Consider the following 17578-nt stretch of genomic DNA (forward strand, 5'->3'; position numbering starts at 1 on the left):
CCATTTAATTCAAAGCCCTCGGCGAAAAAACCGCCGAAGGTCGCTCAACTCACGCAGGCCCTGGCCTGAACGCCACAATGCCAGTCATGACGATTCAGCCCCTGGACTGCAGAAAACCTTGTCAAAACACTACAAAACCGGGTCCCGGCCTCAAGCCTGTCACTCGATTTCGTTGAACGCGCAATACTCTTCCCATTCCATACCCAACGCCTCGGCCACTTCGCGGTGCACCTCAAGGCGCAGGGCCGCAAGCTCCTCGTCGGACTCGGCAATCAGTTGCAAGGTCAGCTCCCAGGGTTCGACCCCCTGCTCCTGCGCGGCATCCTCGAAGGCCCAGAGGACCTGCTGAGCCTGCTCGTGCTCGCTGAGCCCGGCAATTTCCTCACGCATCTGCGGGTTGGCGTCCAGATAGCGCTGCAAGGCTACAGCCTGACGTTCCGGTGAAATCATGGTGTTTTTCCTTTTCGCAACCGGACCCCCGACTGCTGTTTCAACCGGCTGAAATTTATCAGCTTTTCGTCGATTGTCACCAGGCCGTCAAAACATGCATGAATAATCCACCCCGATTGTCGGAAATTTCATGAACAATGGGGGGTGGGCCGTTGTCTAGGAATAGCTTGCCCACTAAGCTAGCAACGTGCCACATCGTTAATACGATTCATTATCGCTTGGCACCTCCTGCAAAATCACAGCGCCAATGCAAGGAAGTACCCGTGCTGATCAAACTCATCTCTGGCTGTTGCCTGGCACTTTGCTGTTCCCTCGTCAGCGCTACAGTGCTGCAAACCTCCTTCGATCAAGACGCCCGCTACTCGATCGTGAGCGTGTCGGGTGATCCTTCCCAGCGCACTGTAATCACCCAGCGTGTCGGCATCAGCGGGACCAGCTACAGTGCCCGCCAGTTCGATTGCAGCGCACGCACAGTACGCTTCATGGGCTCGGGAGCTTCGCTGGAGGACCTTCAGGACGCCGAGGCCGACAACGAGCTCACTCCGATCTTCAAAGGCTCACTGTCCAGAGCCATCAGCCAGGTAGTCTGCGACGAAAGCGTGCAAGCAGGCACTGCGGCAGCTGGGCCGCCCGGCAAATCCGCTCACGGCCAGCCGGTGACCAGCATTTCTCAATAACAATTATTATCAATTGATAATCATTCTCGCTATAATGGGCGTCCGTTCCGCTTTACGCCGGCCACGCACCCGATGGACACCCGCCCCGCTACACCTGGACTGAATACGTGCCTGAGCACCCTGTACAACGACCATCACAATTGGCTGCACCGATGGCTACGCAACCGTATCGGCTGCCCGGAACATGCCGCCGACATTGCCCACGATACCTTCCTGAGCATCCTCGGCTCCAAAGACCTGTTCAGGATCCGCGAACCCCGCTCGTTTCTCTCGACCGTGGCGCGGCGACTGATGGCCAATGTCTATCGCCGCCGCCTGGTCGAGCAGGCGTACCTGGAAACACTGGCCAGCCTGCCTGAAGCAGTTGAACCGTCACCCGAAGTCCGCGTGCTGGCACTTGAGGCCCTGGCCCTGCTCGATCGCATGCTCGACGCCCTGCCGGCCAAGGTCCGCGAAGCCTTCTTACTGTCGCACCTGCAGGGCCTGAAGATCGCCGAAATCGCCGAACGCCTGCAGGTCAGCAGCCGCTCGGTAAAGCTGTACCTGGTGCGGGCCAACCAGCATTGCTTTTTTGCTGACCAGCCATGACCCCCTCCCCCTTTAACCCGCGTACTACTCGCGAAGCCGCACAGTGGCTCACCGAAACCATGGAAGGCGCACTCAGCCCCGAGCAGCAGCGGGCGCTTGAGCAGTGGCGCGCCGCCCATCCGGACAACGAACGTGCCTGGCTGCACATCGAGGCCCTGCGTCGACGCATGGCCGGGCTGGAGCCACATGCCGGCTACCAGAGCCTTTCCCGGGGCAGCCAGGGCCGCAGTCGCCGGCAAGCGCTCAAGGCACTGGCGGTGCTCGGCCTGTTCGGCTGCGCCGGGCAACTGGCCTATCGCAACGTCTGGCAGCCCGGCCCGGAACTGACCTACCGCAATGGTGCCAGCGCCCCACAACACATCGAGCTGGAAGACGGCAGCCAATTGACCCTCGACGCAAGTACCGAAATCGCCGTGCTGTTCGACAGCCGCCAGCGGCGCGTGCAACTGCTCGCCGGGCGCCTGTTGATCCGCAGTGGCCACCCCTCGAACGCCAATCAACGCCCGTTAAGCGTTTACACCGTACATGGCCAGGTACGGGCATTGGGGACGCGTTTTAGTGTCGAGCTGCAAGAGCCAGCCACGCAGGTCGAGCTGTTCGACGGTGCAGTCGAGGTGCAGGCGCGGCAATCACCCGCCAACCCCCTGCGCCTGGCTCCCGGGCAGCGCGCGCGCTTCACCCCGACCCGCATCGAACCGGCCACCGGCACCTCGGCCGAACCGGCCTGGAGCAAGGGCTTGCTGGTGGCCGACAACATGCGCCTGGATGCCTTTGTCGAGCAACTCAGCCGCTACCGGCCTGGCCTGTTGCGCTGCAGCGACGAGATCGCTGCGTTGCGTATCTCCGGCGTTTATCCGCTGGCCGACACCGATGCGGTGCTCGACGCCCTGCCCCTGTCATTGTCCGTGCAGGTGCTGCGGCGCTCACGCTACTGGGTTACGTTGAGTCAGCGCTAGACGCCACTTACGGCGCCAGCTCAATGCTCACCTGGTGGTGTTTACCCGCCGTTACCCGTACCTGCGCACCAAACACCTGGGCAATGCGCTGCTCGCTGAGCACCTGGGCCGGCGCGCCGCTGGCGCAAAGCCGGCCGCCTTCGAGCAGCCAAAGGCGGTCGCAGTAGCGCGCAGCCAGGTTCAGGTCGTGTAACACACAGACCACGGCAATACGCGGCGAACGGGTCAGCGTGCGCAACACCCGCATGAGGTTCTGCTGCTGGCCGAAATCCAGGGCGCTGGTGGGTTCGTCCAGCAACAGCAGGCAGCCGCGACCATCGTCCCAGGCGTCAGTCAGCGGGCTGATTGCCAATTGGTTCATGGCCCGGGCAATGGTTACCCGCTGCAGCTCGCCGCCAGACAGCGACAACACTCCCCGGCCAAGCAAGTGACGGACATCCAGCGCATCGATAATGCCCGGGCACGGCTCGCCAGGGTGCTGCTGACCGAGACGAATGAATTCTTCGACCCGCCAATCGAAAGCACTGTCCATCTGCTGCGTCACCAGCGCGCGCCGGCGCGCCAGTTGCCCGGGCAAATAAGCGGGCAACGCTCGACCGAGCAACTCGACCTGCCCGCCCGCCGGTTGCAGGTAACCGGATATCAACGACAACAGCGTGCTTTTGCCCGCGCCATTGGGGCCGATCAACCCAAGAAGCTCACCTGCCCGTACCCGCTCGCTGAACGGCGCCAGGGCAAAAGGACGCTCCAGGCTGACATTGATCAGTTCAAGCATGTCAAAACTCCCGCACCTTGCGACCGAGTAACAACCAGAGAAAATACGGCCCACCAATAATGCTGGTGACCAGGCCGACGGGGATTTCCGCCGGGCTGGTAAGACTGCGTGCCAGAGTATCGGCGACCAGCAACAGGATCGCTCCGCAGAGCATTGAAGCCGGAATCAGCAAACGGTGGCCCGGGCCGAAATACAGGCGCAGGCAATGCGGCACCAGCAGGCCGATAAAGCCGATGATGCCGCTCAGCGCCACGCACAGGCCCACGCCCAGCGACGAAGCCAGCACCACACGGTTTTTCAACCGGTCGCCATCCAGCCCGGCGGCGTGCGCAGACACCTCGCCCAGCTGAAACAAGTCCAGATCGCCCGCGCAGCGCGCCAGCACCCACAAGCTCAGGGGCAAGACCAGGGCGGCCACCGATACGGTCGACCACTCGGCGCTGCTCAGGCTGCCCATGCCCCACAAGCTCAGCTGGCGCAACTGCTCCTCGCTGGCGACAAAGGTGAGGATGCCGCCCAGGGCACCGGTCAGGGTGTTGATGACCAAGCCGGCCAGCAACAAGGTGATGGTCGACTCGCGCCCTTTGTAGCCGCGGCCAATACGAAAAATCACCAGGGTCACCAGCAACGCGCCAATAAAGCCTGCGAAAAACTGCCCATAAAGCTCCAGCCCGGCAAAGCGGCCATTGAACAGTACGACCCAGATCGACACCGCCAGCCCGGCGCCGCTGGCCTGGCCGAGCAGGGTCGGGTCGGCCAGCGGGTTGCGAAACAGGCCTTGCATCGCCGTGCCGCCCACCGCCAGGGTCGAGCCCACCAGCACTGCCAGCAGCAGACGCGGCAGGCGCACTTCGCTCCAGACCTGCCACTCCAGGGCGGTGGGCAGATCACCGAACACAATCCGTGGCGACAAGCCGATACTACCGACCAGCGAACACACCACCAGCAGGGCGCACAGCCCTGCCAGCATCAGCATCAGTATCGGCAGCGAGACGCTGCTTGCGCGCCTCATGGAAACAGCGCTCCTGCGTCCTGGCGTAGCTGCAGCATGGCCTGCACCGTGCGCGGCCCGAGGTTGAGCAGCGCCTGGTCATCGACCTGCACCAAGCGCCGATGCTGTCCGGCCGGGGTATGGGCCAGGCCGCCCAGTTTCCACAGGTTGTCTTCACCCCCAAGTGCCGCCAGCCCGGCGCGGCTGACGATGACGAAATCCGGCGCCAGCGACACCATGGCTTCAGCCGCCACTTGCTTGTAGGCATTGAAGGTCGCGCAATTTTCGATCCCCGCCTGCGCCAGTGCCGCCTGAGCTTCGGTGCCTTGCCCCATGATCAGCGGCGTCATGCCGGCATGATTGAAAATGAACAGCGCCTTCGGTCCTTTGAGCGCCGGCGTCTTGGCCAACTGCCCAGCCAACTGGCGCTGCTCATCAAGCAACGGTTGCGCCTGCGCCTGTAGGTTCATGGCCGCCGCCACCTGCTCGATCTTTGCCGGGATATCGCCGACACCCTTGCCGCGGGCAATGCTCAGCACTTCAAGCCCCAGGCCGCTCAACTGGCGCAGCACGATAGCCGGACGGGCAGCATCGCTGATCAGCAGCCGTTGCGGCTTGAGCGCCAGCACCCCTTCTGCCGAGAGCTGGCGCATGTACCCCACCGACGGCAGGTTGGCGATGGCCTGCGCAAAGCGACTGGAATCATCGCGCCCGACCAGGCGCGAAGTACCGCCCAGGCGCTCGACAATTTCCGCCAGGTCGCTGCCGATCACCAGCGTATCGGCGGTTTCGGCCTGCACGGTCATGACCGCACAGGCCGCCAGCACGCCAAGCAGCAAAGCCTTCATCGCGCCGCCTCCAGGGCATCCAGCCACTCACGCCAGGCCGGTTGTTCAGGCTGCCCCGCCGGACGACGAGCAAAGACCTGGACAATCAGACGCTGCTCGGCATCAAAAAACTCGAGGCTGGTGACGCCGCCGACCTGGTTCGGTTTGTAAACCCGCCAGATCTGCGCATCCGGCGCATCGGCGATCCTGAAGCAGGTAGCCGCCGCCTGGTCACTGGCGGGCATGTCAAACAGCAGCTCGGCGCCCGACTCGCTCACACCCGTCAGCCGGCCGGTAAAGATCTGCACGCTACCGGCGCTGTAGACGAACAGCATCAGCTCCAGCGCGCTGGCGGCCAGCTCACGGAACATCGCCACCGGGCTGGCCTGCGAAAGTTGCCGGGCAAAATCCGGGGCGACCAGGGCGTTACCTTCGTAACGGGTCAGGCCGTGGCGCTTGAGCAGGGCAAAGTGCTCATGGACGTTGGCCATCGCCGCCCATTCCTCAACAAGGCCGGGCACCTGCAGATCACGCTTGCTGAACGAAGGCGGCTCGCTGAAAACTGCCGGCTTGTCGATGCACCGCTCATACAGTCCTGCCCAGCCGGCCATCGACGACTGCTCGGTCGAGGCCAGGCGCAGCAGCACTTTGCCGTGGCGATCGAAGAGACTCAGGCGGTAGCCACCGGCATCATGAGCCATGCCGATCCAGTACCAGGCACGCAGATTCAAGCGCAGGTCCAGGCCGTCCTCGCCAATCACCAGCCCCGCTTCGCTGATATCGTCGGATTGCGGATAACGCCCCAGTTGTTCGATCACGGCATGGTTAGCCGGCGTACACGTGCGCACCAGGCCCAGGCTATGCAGCTGTGCGGCTACCTCCACGGCGGGCAGGTCCAGGCACAGCGGGTTTAATCCGCTTTCAGTCAGTTCAGTCATGGCTAATTCCTTGTAATGAAGGCTTCAATGGGCGGGCTGGTCGCAACCACCCGCGTCGGTAACCAGGGCGGCGCCCTCGGCATCCGCGCTCGGCAACATCCAGACGTAGTCGGCGTCGCTGGCGCTCAGGCGATGATCCTGCTCAGCGATCACCAGTACTTTCAGCCCCGGGTCACTCGCCCCTTGCCCCAGGTATTGCGGGGCGCCCAGGCTTTTGAGCGTGTGCAGCACACCCGCCAATAGCAGTCGCGGCGCCTGGGCGTTATCGAGCACCTGCGCCATGCGCTGATCGCGGGCGTGCTGGATCGCCAGCATTGCATTCATGCGCGCGGCATCGATCTGCCCGCAGTGCATCTGCCTGATCTGCTGGCGTTGGCGGGCGGCGATGGCGGGCGACGGGAACAGACCGTCGGGGTTGGCTGGCGCTGTTGCCATCAGACGCTTGCGCTCGGCGCCCGACAGGTTGCCGGCCAGCAGTGCCGCTGGCGCTGGCATCAGCGCTGCCATCAGCGTGCCGTACTGCTCCCAGCTCCAGCGCGGGTCCCAATGGATGATCTGTTGCAGGCGCTGGCTACGCACCTGATTGCCCTGGCCCAGCCAGGCCTGGACTTCGGCGACCGGGCGCTGCTGGTCGCTGTCGAGCATCTCCAGGACCACCGCCCCCTGGGGCCGGCGCTTGGCCAGGTGGGTCGCCAGCCATTGCTCGATCAGATGATGGGCGAAGTTGTCGTGCACTTCGCCGACCATCACCGTGTGCGCTGGCGCCAGCTCATCAAGCAGTTGCGTCGGCGAAACCTGCTTGCCACTGCCCAACTCGATGATCGCGCCCCATTCGGGAATATGGCTTTCGACCCGGGTGTAGGCGCTGTCGGCCACCGGCGCATTGACGCTGGCGCAACCGACGAGCAGCGCCAGCCCTGCCCCTATAAAAGAAGACTTGAACATGAAGGGTCCTGTCAGTATTCGAGGGTGAAGCCGAACGAGGTGGTGCGGCCACGGCCGTTGCCCTGGTCCATCACCGCCGACATCAGGTAGTCCACCGATGCGCTGTTGTTGTAGACCTTGTTGCCGACGTTCTCGACGTTGAAGAACAGGCTCAGGTTGTCCTGCACCCGGTAGCTGCCGTACAGGTCCCAGATCACCCCGGTGGAGTTGGATTTTTTCGTCTCGTACCAGTCCCAGCTGGTTTCCGACGGGCCGGCGTACTCGCCACGGGCGCCGAGCACCAGGCGTTCGTCAAACCAGCGGGTGCCAAGGTCGAGGGTCCAGAAACGGTCCGGCTGACTGTTGATGTCTTCCAGCTCGATGCCGGAGGTGGTCGGCGACTTGGTCGTGGCCTTGGTCCACGACAGATTGGCGTAGAAGAAGCCGGCGTCGTAGCGCCCTTCCAGCTCATAGCCGCTCATGCGCACTTCTTCCGGCCAGTTGACCCAGTTCATCTTCGCCGACTCTTCGCCGTCGTCATCAAGGATGTCGAACGACTGCGGGGTGATGTAGCCATCGATCTTGCTGATAAAGCGGTTGATCTTCAGTTGCCCGTAGTCGTCGTTGCTGAACAGCCCGGCGCGGCTGAAATTGACCCCGAACTCGTAGTTGGTCGAACGTTCCTGACGCAGGAACGGGTTGGCGCCGACACCATCGGCGTCGCTGGCATCGGCCTCGAGCGGCACTTTTTCGAAGAACATTTCCTGCACCCGCGGCGCCCGCGAAGTGCGCGACCAGCTGCTGTAGAGCTGCATCCAGTCATAAGGCTTGACTGCGAAGCCCACCCGCGGGTTGAAGCTGTGTTCACGCCGGGTGATATCCACGTCACCGCCATCGATGCCGCGGCACTGGCCAATGATCGAGCACTTGGGCACATGGCCGCTGACCTTGTAGCCGTCATAGTGGCCGGCCAGGGTCAGGGCATAGATGTCGTAGTTGAATTCCAGGGTGCTGAACAGGCTATGGGTAGCCTGCTTGCCTTCGGGGTTGGCGCCGCGTTTCTCCGGGGTCTGGGCAACGAAGTCGTCGGTGTAGTAACGCGCGCCATTGCTCCAGCTCGCCTCCACCGGCCCAAGATTGAAACGACTGACGTTGGTCAGGTCAAAGCCATGGGCGTCGTCGCGGGTTTTGCGGCCAATGTAGTGGGACTCTTCTACCGGCGGGTACTCAAGCTCGGTCTTGTTCTGGTAGGCATTGACCGTGAGGTTCACCCATTCGCTGTAGGGCGTGTAGGCGTACTTGGCGCGATAGGTCTCGTTGTCCAGTTGCCAGGGGTAGTTGTGATAGAACTCGTTGCGGTACTTCACCCCGCTCAGGTCAAGGCGGTGCATGTCGTTGGGCTGCAGGCGCAGCTTGAGCAAGCCGGAGCGTGGGTTCTGCTTGGTGGTGTCGTATTCGTTGGACTGGCCGTTGGTGGTCTTGTACTCGCCGGTCTGGGTGCTGCTCACCGCGGCGACCAGACCGTAGACACCCTCGACATCTTCCGGACGGGTGCGGGCACCGGCGGCAAACATGCGGGTGTTGCCGTAGCCGTTGTTACCGGTGCGATAAGTCGTGCGCAGGCCTACACGGTGGTCTGGCTTGACGATGTCATCGATATCGAAGGTACGAAAGTTCGCCGAGCCGCCCAGGGTGTTGGCACCTTCGGCGCCGTCCACCGAACCACGCTGTACATCGACCCCGGCCAGCAGGTTGGCGTCGACAAAGGCCATCGGCCCACCCGAGCCGTGGCCGGCATTATTGCGAAAGGTCTGGGTGACGCCATCGATCATGGTGTTGACCCGGCCCAGGCCGGCCAGGCCACGAATGTTCACCGACACCCCCGGCTGGCTGCGTGAGTGCAAGGTGTAAGTACCGGGTATCGAGCGCACCACACTGTTGAGGTCCTGGCGCTCGGCATGCACTTCCCGGCTGCTCTGGATTGCCCCGGGCCGCTCGGCCAGGGCGCCGACCATGGTCGGGCCGACTTCAAGCGCGCTGTCGCTGCGTTCGTGCATGCGCAGCACGTAGGTATGATCCTTGAGCCGCTCAACCCACAGGCCAGTGCCCATCAGCAGCAGGTCGAAAGCCTCCTTGAGGGTGTACTCGCCGCTCAGGCCCTGGGTGCTGCGGTTCTCGCTGAGTTGCGGATCGAAGGTGAGGATCACCCCGGTAGCGGTGGCCAACTGGTTCAAGGCCGGCGCCAACTGCCCTGGCGCAATTTCATAATGCTTGCGCAGCGGCGCCTGCTGGGTCGCGCCTCTTTCAGCGGCATTGGCCAACGACCAGGCGCTGCAGCCGCCCGCCAAAGCCAGTGCGGTCAGCGCACTGCAGGCAATCTTGCGTGCAGCGTTTTTGTTGTTTGGCTGCAGCCGCTGAACGGCGGCCGGCTGTGTGCTCTTCACGAGGCGCTCCCTTGCAGATTGAAATGATCTTGCAAGAGAGGTCACGCGAGAGAAGCAAAAAGGGAAATGAAAATCAGTTCCATCTGAAACTATTTTCTATTTGGCCGGAAACCAGCAGGCAGGAATCAAACCCTGGAAACGAAAAAAGCCGCACAAGGCGGCTTTTTCGAGGCTTTCTTGCGCTTCAGTGAAGGGCGGTGAAAGCTTGGATGGTGCGGACGAAGAGACTCGAACTCTTACAGCTTGCGCCGCTGGAACCTAAATCCAGTGTGTCTACCAATTTCACCACGTCCGCATGAAGCGTTTAAAACAAAGGCGCCGGATTTTCATCGGGCGCCTTTGGGAATATGGGGTGGACGATGGGAATCGAACCCACGACCACAGGAATCACAATCCTGCGCTCTACCAACTGAGCTACGTCCACCATATTGCATGTGCCGCTTTGCACCTGTCAAAGCTGCTTTTGAAACATTCACGCGCTTCAGCGAAGGGCGGTGAAACGTTGGATGGTGCGGACGAAGAGACTCGAACTCTTACAGCTTGCGCCGCTGGAACCTAAATCCAGTGTGTCTACCAATTTCACCACGTCCGCATGACGCTTTTAAAGCAAAGGCGCCAGACTTTCATCAGGCGCCTTTTGGAATATGGGGTGGACGATGGGAATCGAACCCACGACCACAGGAATCACAATCCTGCGCTCTACCAACTGAGCTACGTCCACCATATTGCAGTTACCGCTTTACTTGTGCCAAAGCTGCCGATTGGCGCACCCGGCAGGACTCGAACCTGCGACCATCCGCTTAGAAGGCGGATGCTCTATCCAGCTGAGCTACGGGCGCATATTTAATCTGCTTTCTGTGACGATTACAAATTAACTTTTAGCCGTACCGAACAAGCTAAAAAATCTGCTCATTCTGCCTGACCTTGCTAACCAGTGCTAGGCTCTGCCCGACAAGTGCGACGAATCTTATAGACGAGTGGAAAGGTCGTCAACAGTTTTCTAAAAAAAATTCATTTTATTTAAGGGCTTAGGGCAATTGCCAGACCAAGCGCCTTTGCCCTCGGGCCCCTTCATGCGAGAATGCGCGCTCTTTTTATTCCCTCTCGATGGTTAATCACGCGTCATGACTGCACACCTTATCGACGGCAAGGCGATCGCCGCCAGCCTGCGCCAGCAGATCGCCCAACGTGTCGTGGAGCGTCGCCAGCAAGGCCTGCGTACGCCTGGCCTGGCGGTGATCCTGGTCGGCACCGACCCCGCTTCTCAAGTCTATGTCTCGCACAAGCGCAAGGATTGCGAAGAGGTCGGCTTCAACTCCCAGGCCTTCGACCTGCCCAGCGATACCACGCAGCAAGCCCTGACCGAGCTGATCGATCGCCTCAATGACGACCCGAATATCGACGGCATCCTCCTGCAACTGCCATTGCCGGCGCACCTGGATGCCTCGCTGCTGCTCGAGCGCATTCGCCCCGACAAGGACGTCGATGGTTTCCATCCGTATAACGTCGGCCGCCTGGCCCAGCGTATCCCGCTGCTGCGCCCGTGCACGCCAAAAGGCATCATGACCCTGCTCCAAAGCACCGGCCAGGACCTGTACGGCATGAACGCGGTGGTTGTTGGCGCCTCCAACATCGTTGGCCGGCCGATGGCCATGGAACTGCTGCTGGCCGGTTGCACCGTGACCGTCACCCACCGCTTCACCAAGGATCTGGCCGGTCACGTCGGCCGCGCCGACCTGGTGGTAGTGGCTGCCGGCAAGCCGGGCCTGGTCAAGGGTGAGTGGATCAAGGAAGGCGCGATCGTCATCGACGTCGGCATCAACCGCCAGGAAGATGGCAAGCTGGTGGGCGATGTGGTCTACGAGACCGCCCTGCCCCGCGCCGGCTGGATCACCCCGGTACCGGGTGGCGTCGGGCCGATGACTCGCGCCTGCCTGCTGGAAAACACCCTGTATGCGGCCGAAGCGCTGCATAAGTAAGTGCTGATGGCGGGATAAAAAACGGCACCTGTGAAGGTGCCGTTTTTTTGTGCCTGTGTGGTTACTTGCGCGCAGCCTCCCAGGATTTGAGCAGCTCGCTGTAGCTCACGGTCTCGCCCTGGGGCTTCTCGTTGGCCAGTTTCGGCTTCGGCGCACCGGGCTGATCAAACCAGTACTGGGCATCTTTCTCGGGATTGAGCTTCGGCGCACAGGTGGCCTGGGCCTTGGAACGCTCCAGACGAGCAAGGATCGCGTCCTGATCCTTGGCCAGGCCGTCGAGCGCCTGTTGCGGGGTTTTCTCGCCACTGGCCGCCTCGGCAATGTGGCTCCACCACAGCTGAGCCAGGCGCGGGTAATCCGGCACGTTGGTGCCGGTCGGGGTCCATTGCACCCGCGCCGGGCTGCGGTAGAACTCCACCAGGCCGCCGAGCTTGGGCGCAAGGTCAGTCATGGCCTGGGAGTTGATATCAGACTCGCGGATCGGCGTCAGGCCGACGATGGTCTTTTTCAGCGAGACGGTCTTGGAGGTGACGAACTGGGCGTACAGCCAGGCCGCCAGGCGTTGCTTCTCCGGGGTCGACTTGAGGAAGGTCCAGGAGCCGGCGTCCTGATAACCCAGCTTCATGCCCTCCTCCCAATATGGCCCCTTGGGCGACGGCGCCATGCGCCACTTCGGCGTGCCGTCGGCGTTCATCACCGGCAGGCCCGGCTTGGTCATGTCGGCGGTAAAGGCTGTGTACCAGAAGATCTGCTGGGCGATGTTGCCCTGGGACGGTACCGGCCCGGACTCGGAGAAGGTCATGCCCTGGGCCTCGGGCGGTGCATAGGCGCGCATCCAGTCGACATATTTTTGCGTGGCATACACCGCCGCCGGGCCGTTGGTATCGCCGCCACGGGTGACACTGGAACCGACCGGGTGGCAGTCCTCGACGCGAATCCCCCATTCGTCCACCGGCAGGCCATTGGGCAAGCCCTTGTCGCCGCCGCCGGCCATGGAGAACCAGGCGTCGGTGAAGCGCCAGCCCAGTGACGGGTCTTTCTTGCCGTAGTCCATGTGCCCGTAGACACGCTTGCCGTCGATTTCCTTGACGTCCTCGCTGAAAAACTTGGCGATGTCTTCATAGGCCGACCAGTTCACCGGCACGCCCAGTTCGTAGCCGTACTTTTCCTTGAACTTGGCCTTGAGGTCGGGGCGGTCGAACCAGTCGGCGCGGAACCAGTAGAGGTTGGCGAACTGCTGGTCGGGCAGTTGGTAGACCTTGCCGTCCGGCGCGGTGGTGAAGGAGATGCCGATAAAGTCCTTGAGGTCCAGGGTTGGCGAGGTGTAGTCCTTGCCTTCATTGGCCATCAGGTCGGTGATCGACTCAGTCTTGCCGTAGCGAAAGTGCGTACCGATCAGGTCGGAATCATTGACCCAGCCGTCGTAGATGTTCTTGTCCGACTGCATCTGCGTCTGCAGTTTTTCTACCACGTCACCTTCTTGCAGCAGGTCGTGGGTCAGCTTGATCCCGGTGATCTCGCTGAAGGCCTTGGCCAGCACCTTGGACTCGTATTCATGGGTGGCGATGGTTTCCGACACCACGTTGATCTTCATCCCGCGAAACGGCTCGGAAGCCTTGATGAACCACTTCAACTCTTCGAGCTGCTGCTCGGGAGTCAGGGTCGAAGGCTTGAACTCGCTGCCGATCCATTTTTTCGCGGCATCTTCGTAGGCATCGGCCCAGGCGCTGGCGTGAAAGCTGCCCAGCACCAGCAGGGCTGCCAGGGTCAAATGTCGCCGGTTCTTGTTGTTGTCGAACATTGTGATCTCCCGATTGAGTATTTTCACCCAGGCGCGCCGATTGCCCTCGGCTACCCCCAGCGCATCACCACCAACAGCCAGGCCAGGGACAGCAGCGAGGCCACCCACAGGTTCCAGTCGCTGAGCCCGATTACCAGCAAATGCAGGTAAGCGCTGCCCAGCAAAGCAATGAACAGCCGGTCGCCACGGGTGGTGGCAATCGGCAGAAAGCCGCGACGCTCGACGCATGGCCGGCGCAGCTCGTACACCGTCATGCCCAGCAGCAACAGGCCGATCGCGGCGAAGAAGATCGCCGTCGGCAGGGTCCAGGCCATCCAGTCCATAGCGCGCTCCTCAGACCCGGCCCAGGGCAAAGCCCTTGGCCACATGGTTACGGACAAACCAGATCACCAGCATGCCCGGCAGAATGGTCAGCACCCCGGCGGCGGCCAGCACGCCCCAGTCGATCCCCGAGGCCGACACCGTGCGGGTCATTACTGCGGCGATCGGCTTGGCGTTCACCGAGGTCAGGGTGCGCGCCAGCAGCAATTCGACCCAGGAAAACATGAAGCAGAAAAACGCCGTGACGCCGATGCCGGAGCCAATCAGCGGGACGAAGATCTTCACGAAGAACCGCGGGAAGCTATAGCCATCGATGTAGGCGGTTTCGTCGATCTCCTTGGGCACCCCGGACATGAAGCCCTCAAGGATCCACACCGCCAACGGCACGTTGAACAGGCAGTGGGCCAGGGCCACGGCAATGTGCGTATCGAACAGGCCAATGGAGGAATACAGCTGGAAGAATGGCAGCAGGAACACCGCCGGCGGTGCCATGCGGTTGGTCAGCAGCCAGAAGAACAGGTGCTTGTCGCCCAGAAACCGGTAGCGCGAAAAGGCATAGGCGGCCGGCAAGGCCACGCTCAGCGAGATCACTGTGTTCAGGCACACGTAGTACAGCGAGTTGATGTAGCCGCTGTACCAACTGGGGTCGGTGAAGATCACCCGGTAGTTGTCGAAGGTGAAGTTCTGCGGCCACAGGGTCAGGCCGCCGAGGATCTCGGTGTTGCTCTTGAACGACATGTTCAGCAGCCAGTAGATCGGCACCAGCAGGAACAGAATGTACAGCAGCAGCGCCAGCGTCTTGCGCAGGTTCATGGGCGGCCCCTACTGTTTGTCGGCGTGGGTCATGGCGGTATAGAACAGCCACGACACCAGCAGGATGATCAGGAAGTACACCAGCGAGAACGCCGCCGCCGGCCCCAGGTCGAACTGCCCCACGGCCATCTGCGTCAGGGTCTGGCTGAGGAAAGTGGTGGCATTGCCAGGCCCGCCACCGGTGAGCACGAACGGCTCGGTGTAGATCATGAAGCTGTCCATGAAGCGCAGCATCACCGCGATCAACAGCACGTTCTTCATCTTCGGCAACTGAATATGCCGGAACACTGCCCAGGCCGAAGCGCGGTCGATGCGCGCCGCCTGGTAATAGACATCGGGGATAGCGCGCAAGCCGGAGTAACACAGCAGCGCCACCAGCGAAGTCCAGTGCCAGACATCCATCACCAGCACCGTGACCCAGGCGTCCATAGTGTTGGCGGCGTAGTTGTAGCTGATGCCCAGCTGGTTGAGCGAAGCGCCCAGCAGGCCGATGTCGGCGCGGCCGAAAATCTGCCAGATGGTGCCGACCACGTTCCACGGGATCAGCAGCGGAATGGCCATGACGATCAGGCACAGCGACGACCAGCGGCCCTTGGTCGGCATGGTCAGGGCGATGGCGATGCCCAGGGGGATTTCGATCAGCAGCACGCAGGCCGAATAGATGAACTGGCGCAACAGCGAGTCGTGCAGGCGCGGATCCTGCAGCACCTGGCGGTACCAGTCGGCGCCGACGAAGTAGCGACTGGACTGGTCGAAAATGTCCTGCACCGAGTAGTTGACCACGGTCATCATCGGCACCACAGCGCTGAACGCCACCAGCAGGAACACCGGCAGCACCAGCCACCAGGCCTTGTTGTTGGGCACTTTGTTCATGGCCGGGCCTCCAGCAGTACGTCATCGGCATAGAGCATCAGCCACTGCGCCGGAAAACTGATCCAGGCCTGGCCCTCGGGCAGCGTGCGGTCCTCGCCCAGGCGCACTTTGAGCGGCACGCCTTGCAGGTCGAGGCTGAGAATCTTGTAGGTACCCAGGTCTTCGACATCCACCACCCGGGCGCTGAAGCCTTCGTCGAACGGGGTGTCCCAGACCTGGACGAATTCCGGGCGGATGCCCACTTGCAGGCGCACGGCACTGGTCGCAGCCAGGCGCGCCTGCAACTCCAGCGGCAACGCCAGGTGAATGCCGGCGAAGCCGACGCCACCAGGCTGCACCTGCACCGGGATCAGGTTCATCCCCGGGCTGCCGATGAAATAGCCGACGAAGGTATGGCGCGGACGCTCGAACAACTCGCGCGGGGTGCCGAACTGGACGATCTGGCCGCCATACATCACCGCGATCTTGTCGGCGAAGGTCGAGGCTTCGAGCTGATCGTGGGTGACGTAAATCATGGTGATGTTGAACTGCTCGTGGATCTGCTTGAGCTTGCGCCGCAGCTTCCACTTAAGGTGCGGGTCGATCACCGTCAGCGGCTCGTCGAAGAGGATCGCCGAGACGTCGTCGCGCACCAGGCCGCGGCCCATGGAGACCTTCTGCTTTTCATCGGCGCTGAGGTTGCGGGCCTTTTTCTTCAGCAGGCTGCCGAGGTCGAGCACCTCGGCGATCTCGGCCACCTTGCTGGCAATGCGCGCTTCATCCAGGCCCTGGTTGCGCAGCGGGAAGGCCAGATTGTCGAACACCGTCATGGTGTCGTAGACCACCGGAAACTGAAACACCTGGGCGATGTTGCGCGCCTGTGGCGACAGTTCGTTGACCACCTTGCCATCGAACAGTACCTGGCCGTGGGACGGGCTGAGCAACCCGGAAATGATATTGAGCAAGGTCGACTTGCCGCACCCCGATGGGCCGAGCAAGGCGTAGGCGCCGCCTTGCTCCCAGACATGTTCAAGCTCACGCAAGGCATAGTCGTCCGCACCCTGGGGGGCACGGCTGTAGCTATGGGCCAGCTGCTGCAGACGAATCTCGGCCATCAGGCGACCCTCGTTTCACGCAAGCCCGGGGCCTGCACCAGTTGCCCGGCGGGGTCGAAGACGAACAGCTTGTGGGTGGGGATGAACACCCGGATCGGCGCATCGACGTGGTACTCGTGCACCCCTGGCAAGTGCAGGACCAGGCGAAAGTGCTCGTTGCGCACATGCAGGAAGGTTTCCGAGCCGCTGATTTCGGCCAGCTCCACCAGCACCGCCAGCTCCAGGTCATCGTCGTTGGACGGCACCAGGCTGATATGGCTCGGGCGCACGCCAAAGCGGTAGTCGCCATCGCCGATGCGGCGCAGGTCGGCGTTCATGGCGAAATGCACAGCACCGGCAAAACTCACTTCGTTGCCGTTGATACGCCCGGGCATCAGGTTGATCGGCGGTTCGGAAAACAGCTCGGCGGCCAGCACCGTGCGCGGCTGGTGGTAAACCTGAGCAGTGGGCCCGCTCTGGACGATGTGCCCTTCATGGAGGATGGTGGTGGTGCCGCCCAGGGCCAGGGCCTCGTTGGGTTCGGTGGTGGCGTACACGGCAATGCAGTGGCGCGCGGCGAACAGCTCGCGCATCTCCTGGCGCAGCTCTTCGCGCAGCTTGTAGTCAAGGTTCACCAGCGGCTCGTCGAAGAGGATCAGTTCGGCATCCTTGACCAGTGCCCGGGCCATGGCCGTGCGTTGCTGCTGGCCACCGGAAAGCTCCAGCGGCAAGCGCTGCAGATACGGTTCGATACGCAGCATCTGCGCGGTCTGCTGGACCTTCTCGCGGATCAGCGCTTCGCCCATGCGCGCCTGGCGCAAGGGCGAGGCGATGTTCTCGAACACACTCAAGGTCGGATAATTGATGAACTGCTGATAGACCATCGACACGTTGCGCTGGCGCACCGGCCGGCCGGTGACATCCTCGCCATTCATCAGCACCCGGCCACGGTCCGGCCGATCAAGCCCGGCCATCAGGCGCATAAGGCTGGTCTTGCCGGCCAGGGTGCGGCCGAGCAGCACATTGAACGAGCCGGGTTCGAAGCGCAGGCAGGCATCGTCGATGCACAGCTGGTTATCCACGGTACGGCTGACATGCTCAAGGGTGAGCGACATGGCGCGGCCTTCTTGTTGTTAGCGGACAGGCGC

At 62.2% G+C, this 17578-nt stretch carries 17 protein-coding genes and 5 tRNA genes; 4 read left to right on the forward strand and 18 right to left on the reverse strand.

Going from position 1 to position 17578, the window contains the following annotated elements; all coding sequences use genetic code 11:
• Positions 1–159 precede the first annotated feature (159 nt).
• Positions 160–450 carry a DUF6388 family protein gene (locus tag UB48_RS25950; RefSeq protein ID WP_045202129.1) on the reverse strand — a complete coding sequence of 97 codons (291 nt, stop codon included), beginning with the start codon at positions 448–450 and terminating at the stop codon, positions 160–162.
• A gap of 263 nt (positions 451–713) precedes the next feature.
• Here UB48_RS25950 and UB48_RS25955 point away from each other — a divergent pair, with 263 nt between their 5' ends.
• From UB48_RS25955 to UB48_RS25965, 3 genes are all read left to right on the forward strand, one after another.
• Entirely contained in the window at positions 714–1127 is a 414-nt protein-coding gene (locus tag UB48_RS25955) for a hypothetical protein (RefSeq protein ID WP_052676584.1), read from the forward strand.
• 72 nt (positions 1128–1199) lie between these two features.
• Positions 1200–1715 (forward strand): sigma-70 family RNA polymerase sigma factor, encoded by a 516-nt coding sequence (locus UB48_RS25960; RefSeq protein WP_045202131.1) that lies wholly within the window; start codon positions 1200–1202, stop codon positions 1713–1715.
• The gene (locus UB48_RS25965; protein ID WP_045202133.1) at positions 1712–2671 is read left to right on the forward strand and encodes a FecR domain-containing protein; all 960 of its coding nucleotides are present in this window, start codon (positions 1712–1714) and stop codon (positions 2669–2671) included. The genes UB48_RS25960 and UB48_RS25965 overlap by 4 nt, the downstream gene beginning before the upstream one ends.
• Before the next feature lie 7 nt (positions 2672–2678).
• On the opposite strand, the gene UB48_RS25970 is transcribed toward UB48_RS25965, so the two are convergent.
• From UB48_RS25970 to UB48_RS26020, 11 genes are all read right to left on the reverse strand, one after another.
• Positions 2679–3446, reverse strand: a complete 768-nt coding sequence (locus UB48_RS25970; protein ID WP_045202135.1) for an ATP-binding cassette domain-containing protein — start codon at positions 3444–3446, stop codon at positions 2679–2681.
• 1 nt (position 3447) lies between these two features.
• Positions 3448–4458: an iron ABC transporter permease gene (locus UB48_RS25975; RefSeq protein WP_045202137.1), complete on the reverse strand. Its 1011-nt coding sequence runs from the start codon at positions 4456–4458 to the stop codon at positions 3448–3450.
• Positions 4455–5285: a hemin ABC transporter substrate-binding protein gene (locus UB48_RS25980; RefSeq protein WP_045202139.1), complete on the reverse strand. Its 831-nt coding sequence runs from the start codon at positions 5283–5285 to the stop codon at positions 4455–4457. Before UB48_RS25980 ends, UB48_RS25975 begins: the two co-directional genes overlap by 4 nt.
• Positions 5282–6202, reverse strand: coding sequence for a ChuX/HutX family heme-like substrate-binding protein (locus UB48_RS25985; RefSeq protein ID WP_052676586.1), 921 nt, complete (start codon positions 6200–6202; stop codon positions 5282–5284). The genes UB48_RS25980 and UB48_RS25985 overlap by 4 nt, the downstream gene beginning before the upstream one ends.
• Positions 6203–6226: 24 nt before the next feature.
• On the reverse strand, positions 6227–7147 hold the full coding sequence (locus UB48_RS25990; RefSeq protein WP_045202141.1) for a ChaN family lipoprotein: 921 nt from the start codon (positions 7145–7147) through the stop codon (positions 6227–6229).
• 11 nt (positions 7148–7158) lie between these two features.
• Positions 7159–9570, reverse strand: a complete 2412-nt coding sequence (locus UB48_RS25995) for a TonB-dependent receptor (protein WP_052676588.1) — start codon at positions 9568–9570, stop codon at positions 7159–7161.
• A 210-nt stretch (positions 9571–9780) separates the two neighbouring features.
• Positions 9781–9865: transfer RNA gene (locus UB48_RS26000), tRNA-Leu, on the reverse strand.
• A gap of 53 nt (positions 9866–9918) precedes the next feature.
• Positions 9919–9994: transfer RNA gene (locus UB48_RS26005), tRNA-His, on the reverse strand.
• Positions 9995–10077: 83 nt separating this feature from the next.
• Positions 10078–10162 (reverse strand) — tRNA-Leu (locus UB48_RS26010).
• Positions 10163–10215: 53 nt separating this feature from the next.
• Positions 10216–10291 (reverse strand) — tRNA-His (locus UB48_RS26015).
• A 41-nt stretch (positions 10292–10332) separates the two neighbouring features.
• Positions 10333–10409 (reverse strand) — tRNA-Arg (locus UB48_RS26020).
• A 285-nt stretch (positions 10410–10694) separates the two neighbouring features.
• On the opposite strand from UB48_RS26020, the gene folD reads away from it, so the two are divergent.
• A complete protein-coding gene (gene folD / locus UB48_RS26025; RefSeq protein WP_045202143.1) occupies positions 10695–11549 on the forward strand; it encodes a bifunctional methylenetetrahydrofolate dehydrogenase/methenyltetrahydrofolate cyclohydrolase FolD in 855 nt (284 codons plus the stop codon).
• 61 nt (positions 11550–11610) lie between these two features.
• On the opposite strand, the gene UB48_RS26030 is transcribed toward folD, so the two are convergent.
• From UB48_RS26030 to UB48_RS26055, 6 genes are read right to left on the reverse strand one after another with little or no spacing between them, the layout of a single operon-like run.
• Positions 11611–13350 carry an ABC transporter substrate-binding protein gene (locus UB48_RS26030; RefSeq protein ID WP_045202144.1) on the reverse strand — a complete coding sequence of 580 codons (1740 nt, stop codon included), beginning with the start codon at positions 13348–13350 and terminating at the stop codon, positions 11611–11613.
• Positions 13351–13400: 50 nt separating this feature from the next.
• Positions 13401–13673, reverse strand: a complete 273-nt coding sequence (locus tag UB48_RS26035; RefSeq protein WP_045202145.1) for a DUF2160 domain-containing protein — start codon at positions 13671–13673, stop codon at positions 13401–13403.
• A 10-nt stretch (positions 13674–13683) separates the two neighbouring features.
• Entirely contained in the window at positions 13684–14484 is an 801-nt protein-coding gene (locus UB48_RS26040; protein ID WP_045202146.1) for a carbohydrate ABC transporter permease, read from the reverse strand.
• Between the two features lie 9 nt (positions 14485–14493).
• Positions 14494–15357 carry a carbohydrate ABC transporter permease gene (locus UB48_RS26045; RefSeq protein WP_045202147.1) on the reverse strand — a complete coding sequence of 288 codons (864 nt, stop codon included), beginning with the start codon at positions 15355–15357 and terminating at the stop codon, positions 14494–14496.
• Positions 15354–16451, reverse strand: coding sequence for an ABC transporter ATP-binding protein (locus tag UB48_RS26050; RefSeq protein ID WP_045202148.1), 1098 nt, complete (start codon positions 16449–16451; stop codon positions 15354–15356). Before UB48_RS26050 ends, UB48_RS26045 begins: the two co-directional genes overlap by 4 nt.
• The gene (locus UB48_RS26055; RefSeq protein WP_045202150.1) at positions 16451–17545 is read right to left on the reverse strand and encodes an ABC transporter ATP-binding protein; all 1095 of its coding nucleotides are present in this window, start codon (positions 17543–17545) and stop codon (positions 16451–16453) included. Before UB48_RS26055 ends, UB48_RS26050 begins: the two co-directional genes overlap by 1 nt.
• Positions 17546–17578 lie beyond the last annotated feature (33 nt).

The organism is Pseudomonas sp. 2(2015), assembly GCF_000955865.1.
Classification (GTDB): Bacteria; Pseudomonadota; Gammaproteobacteria; order Pseudomonadales; family Pseudomonadaceae; genus Aquipseudomonas.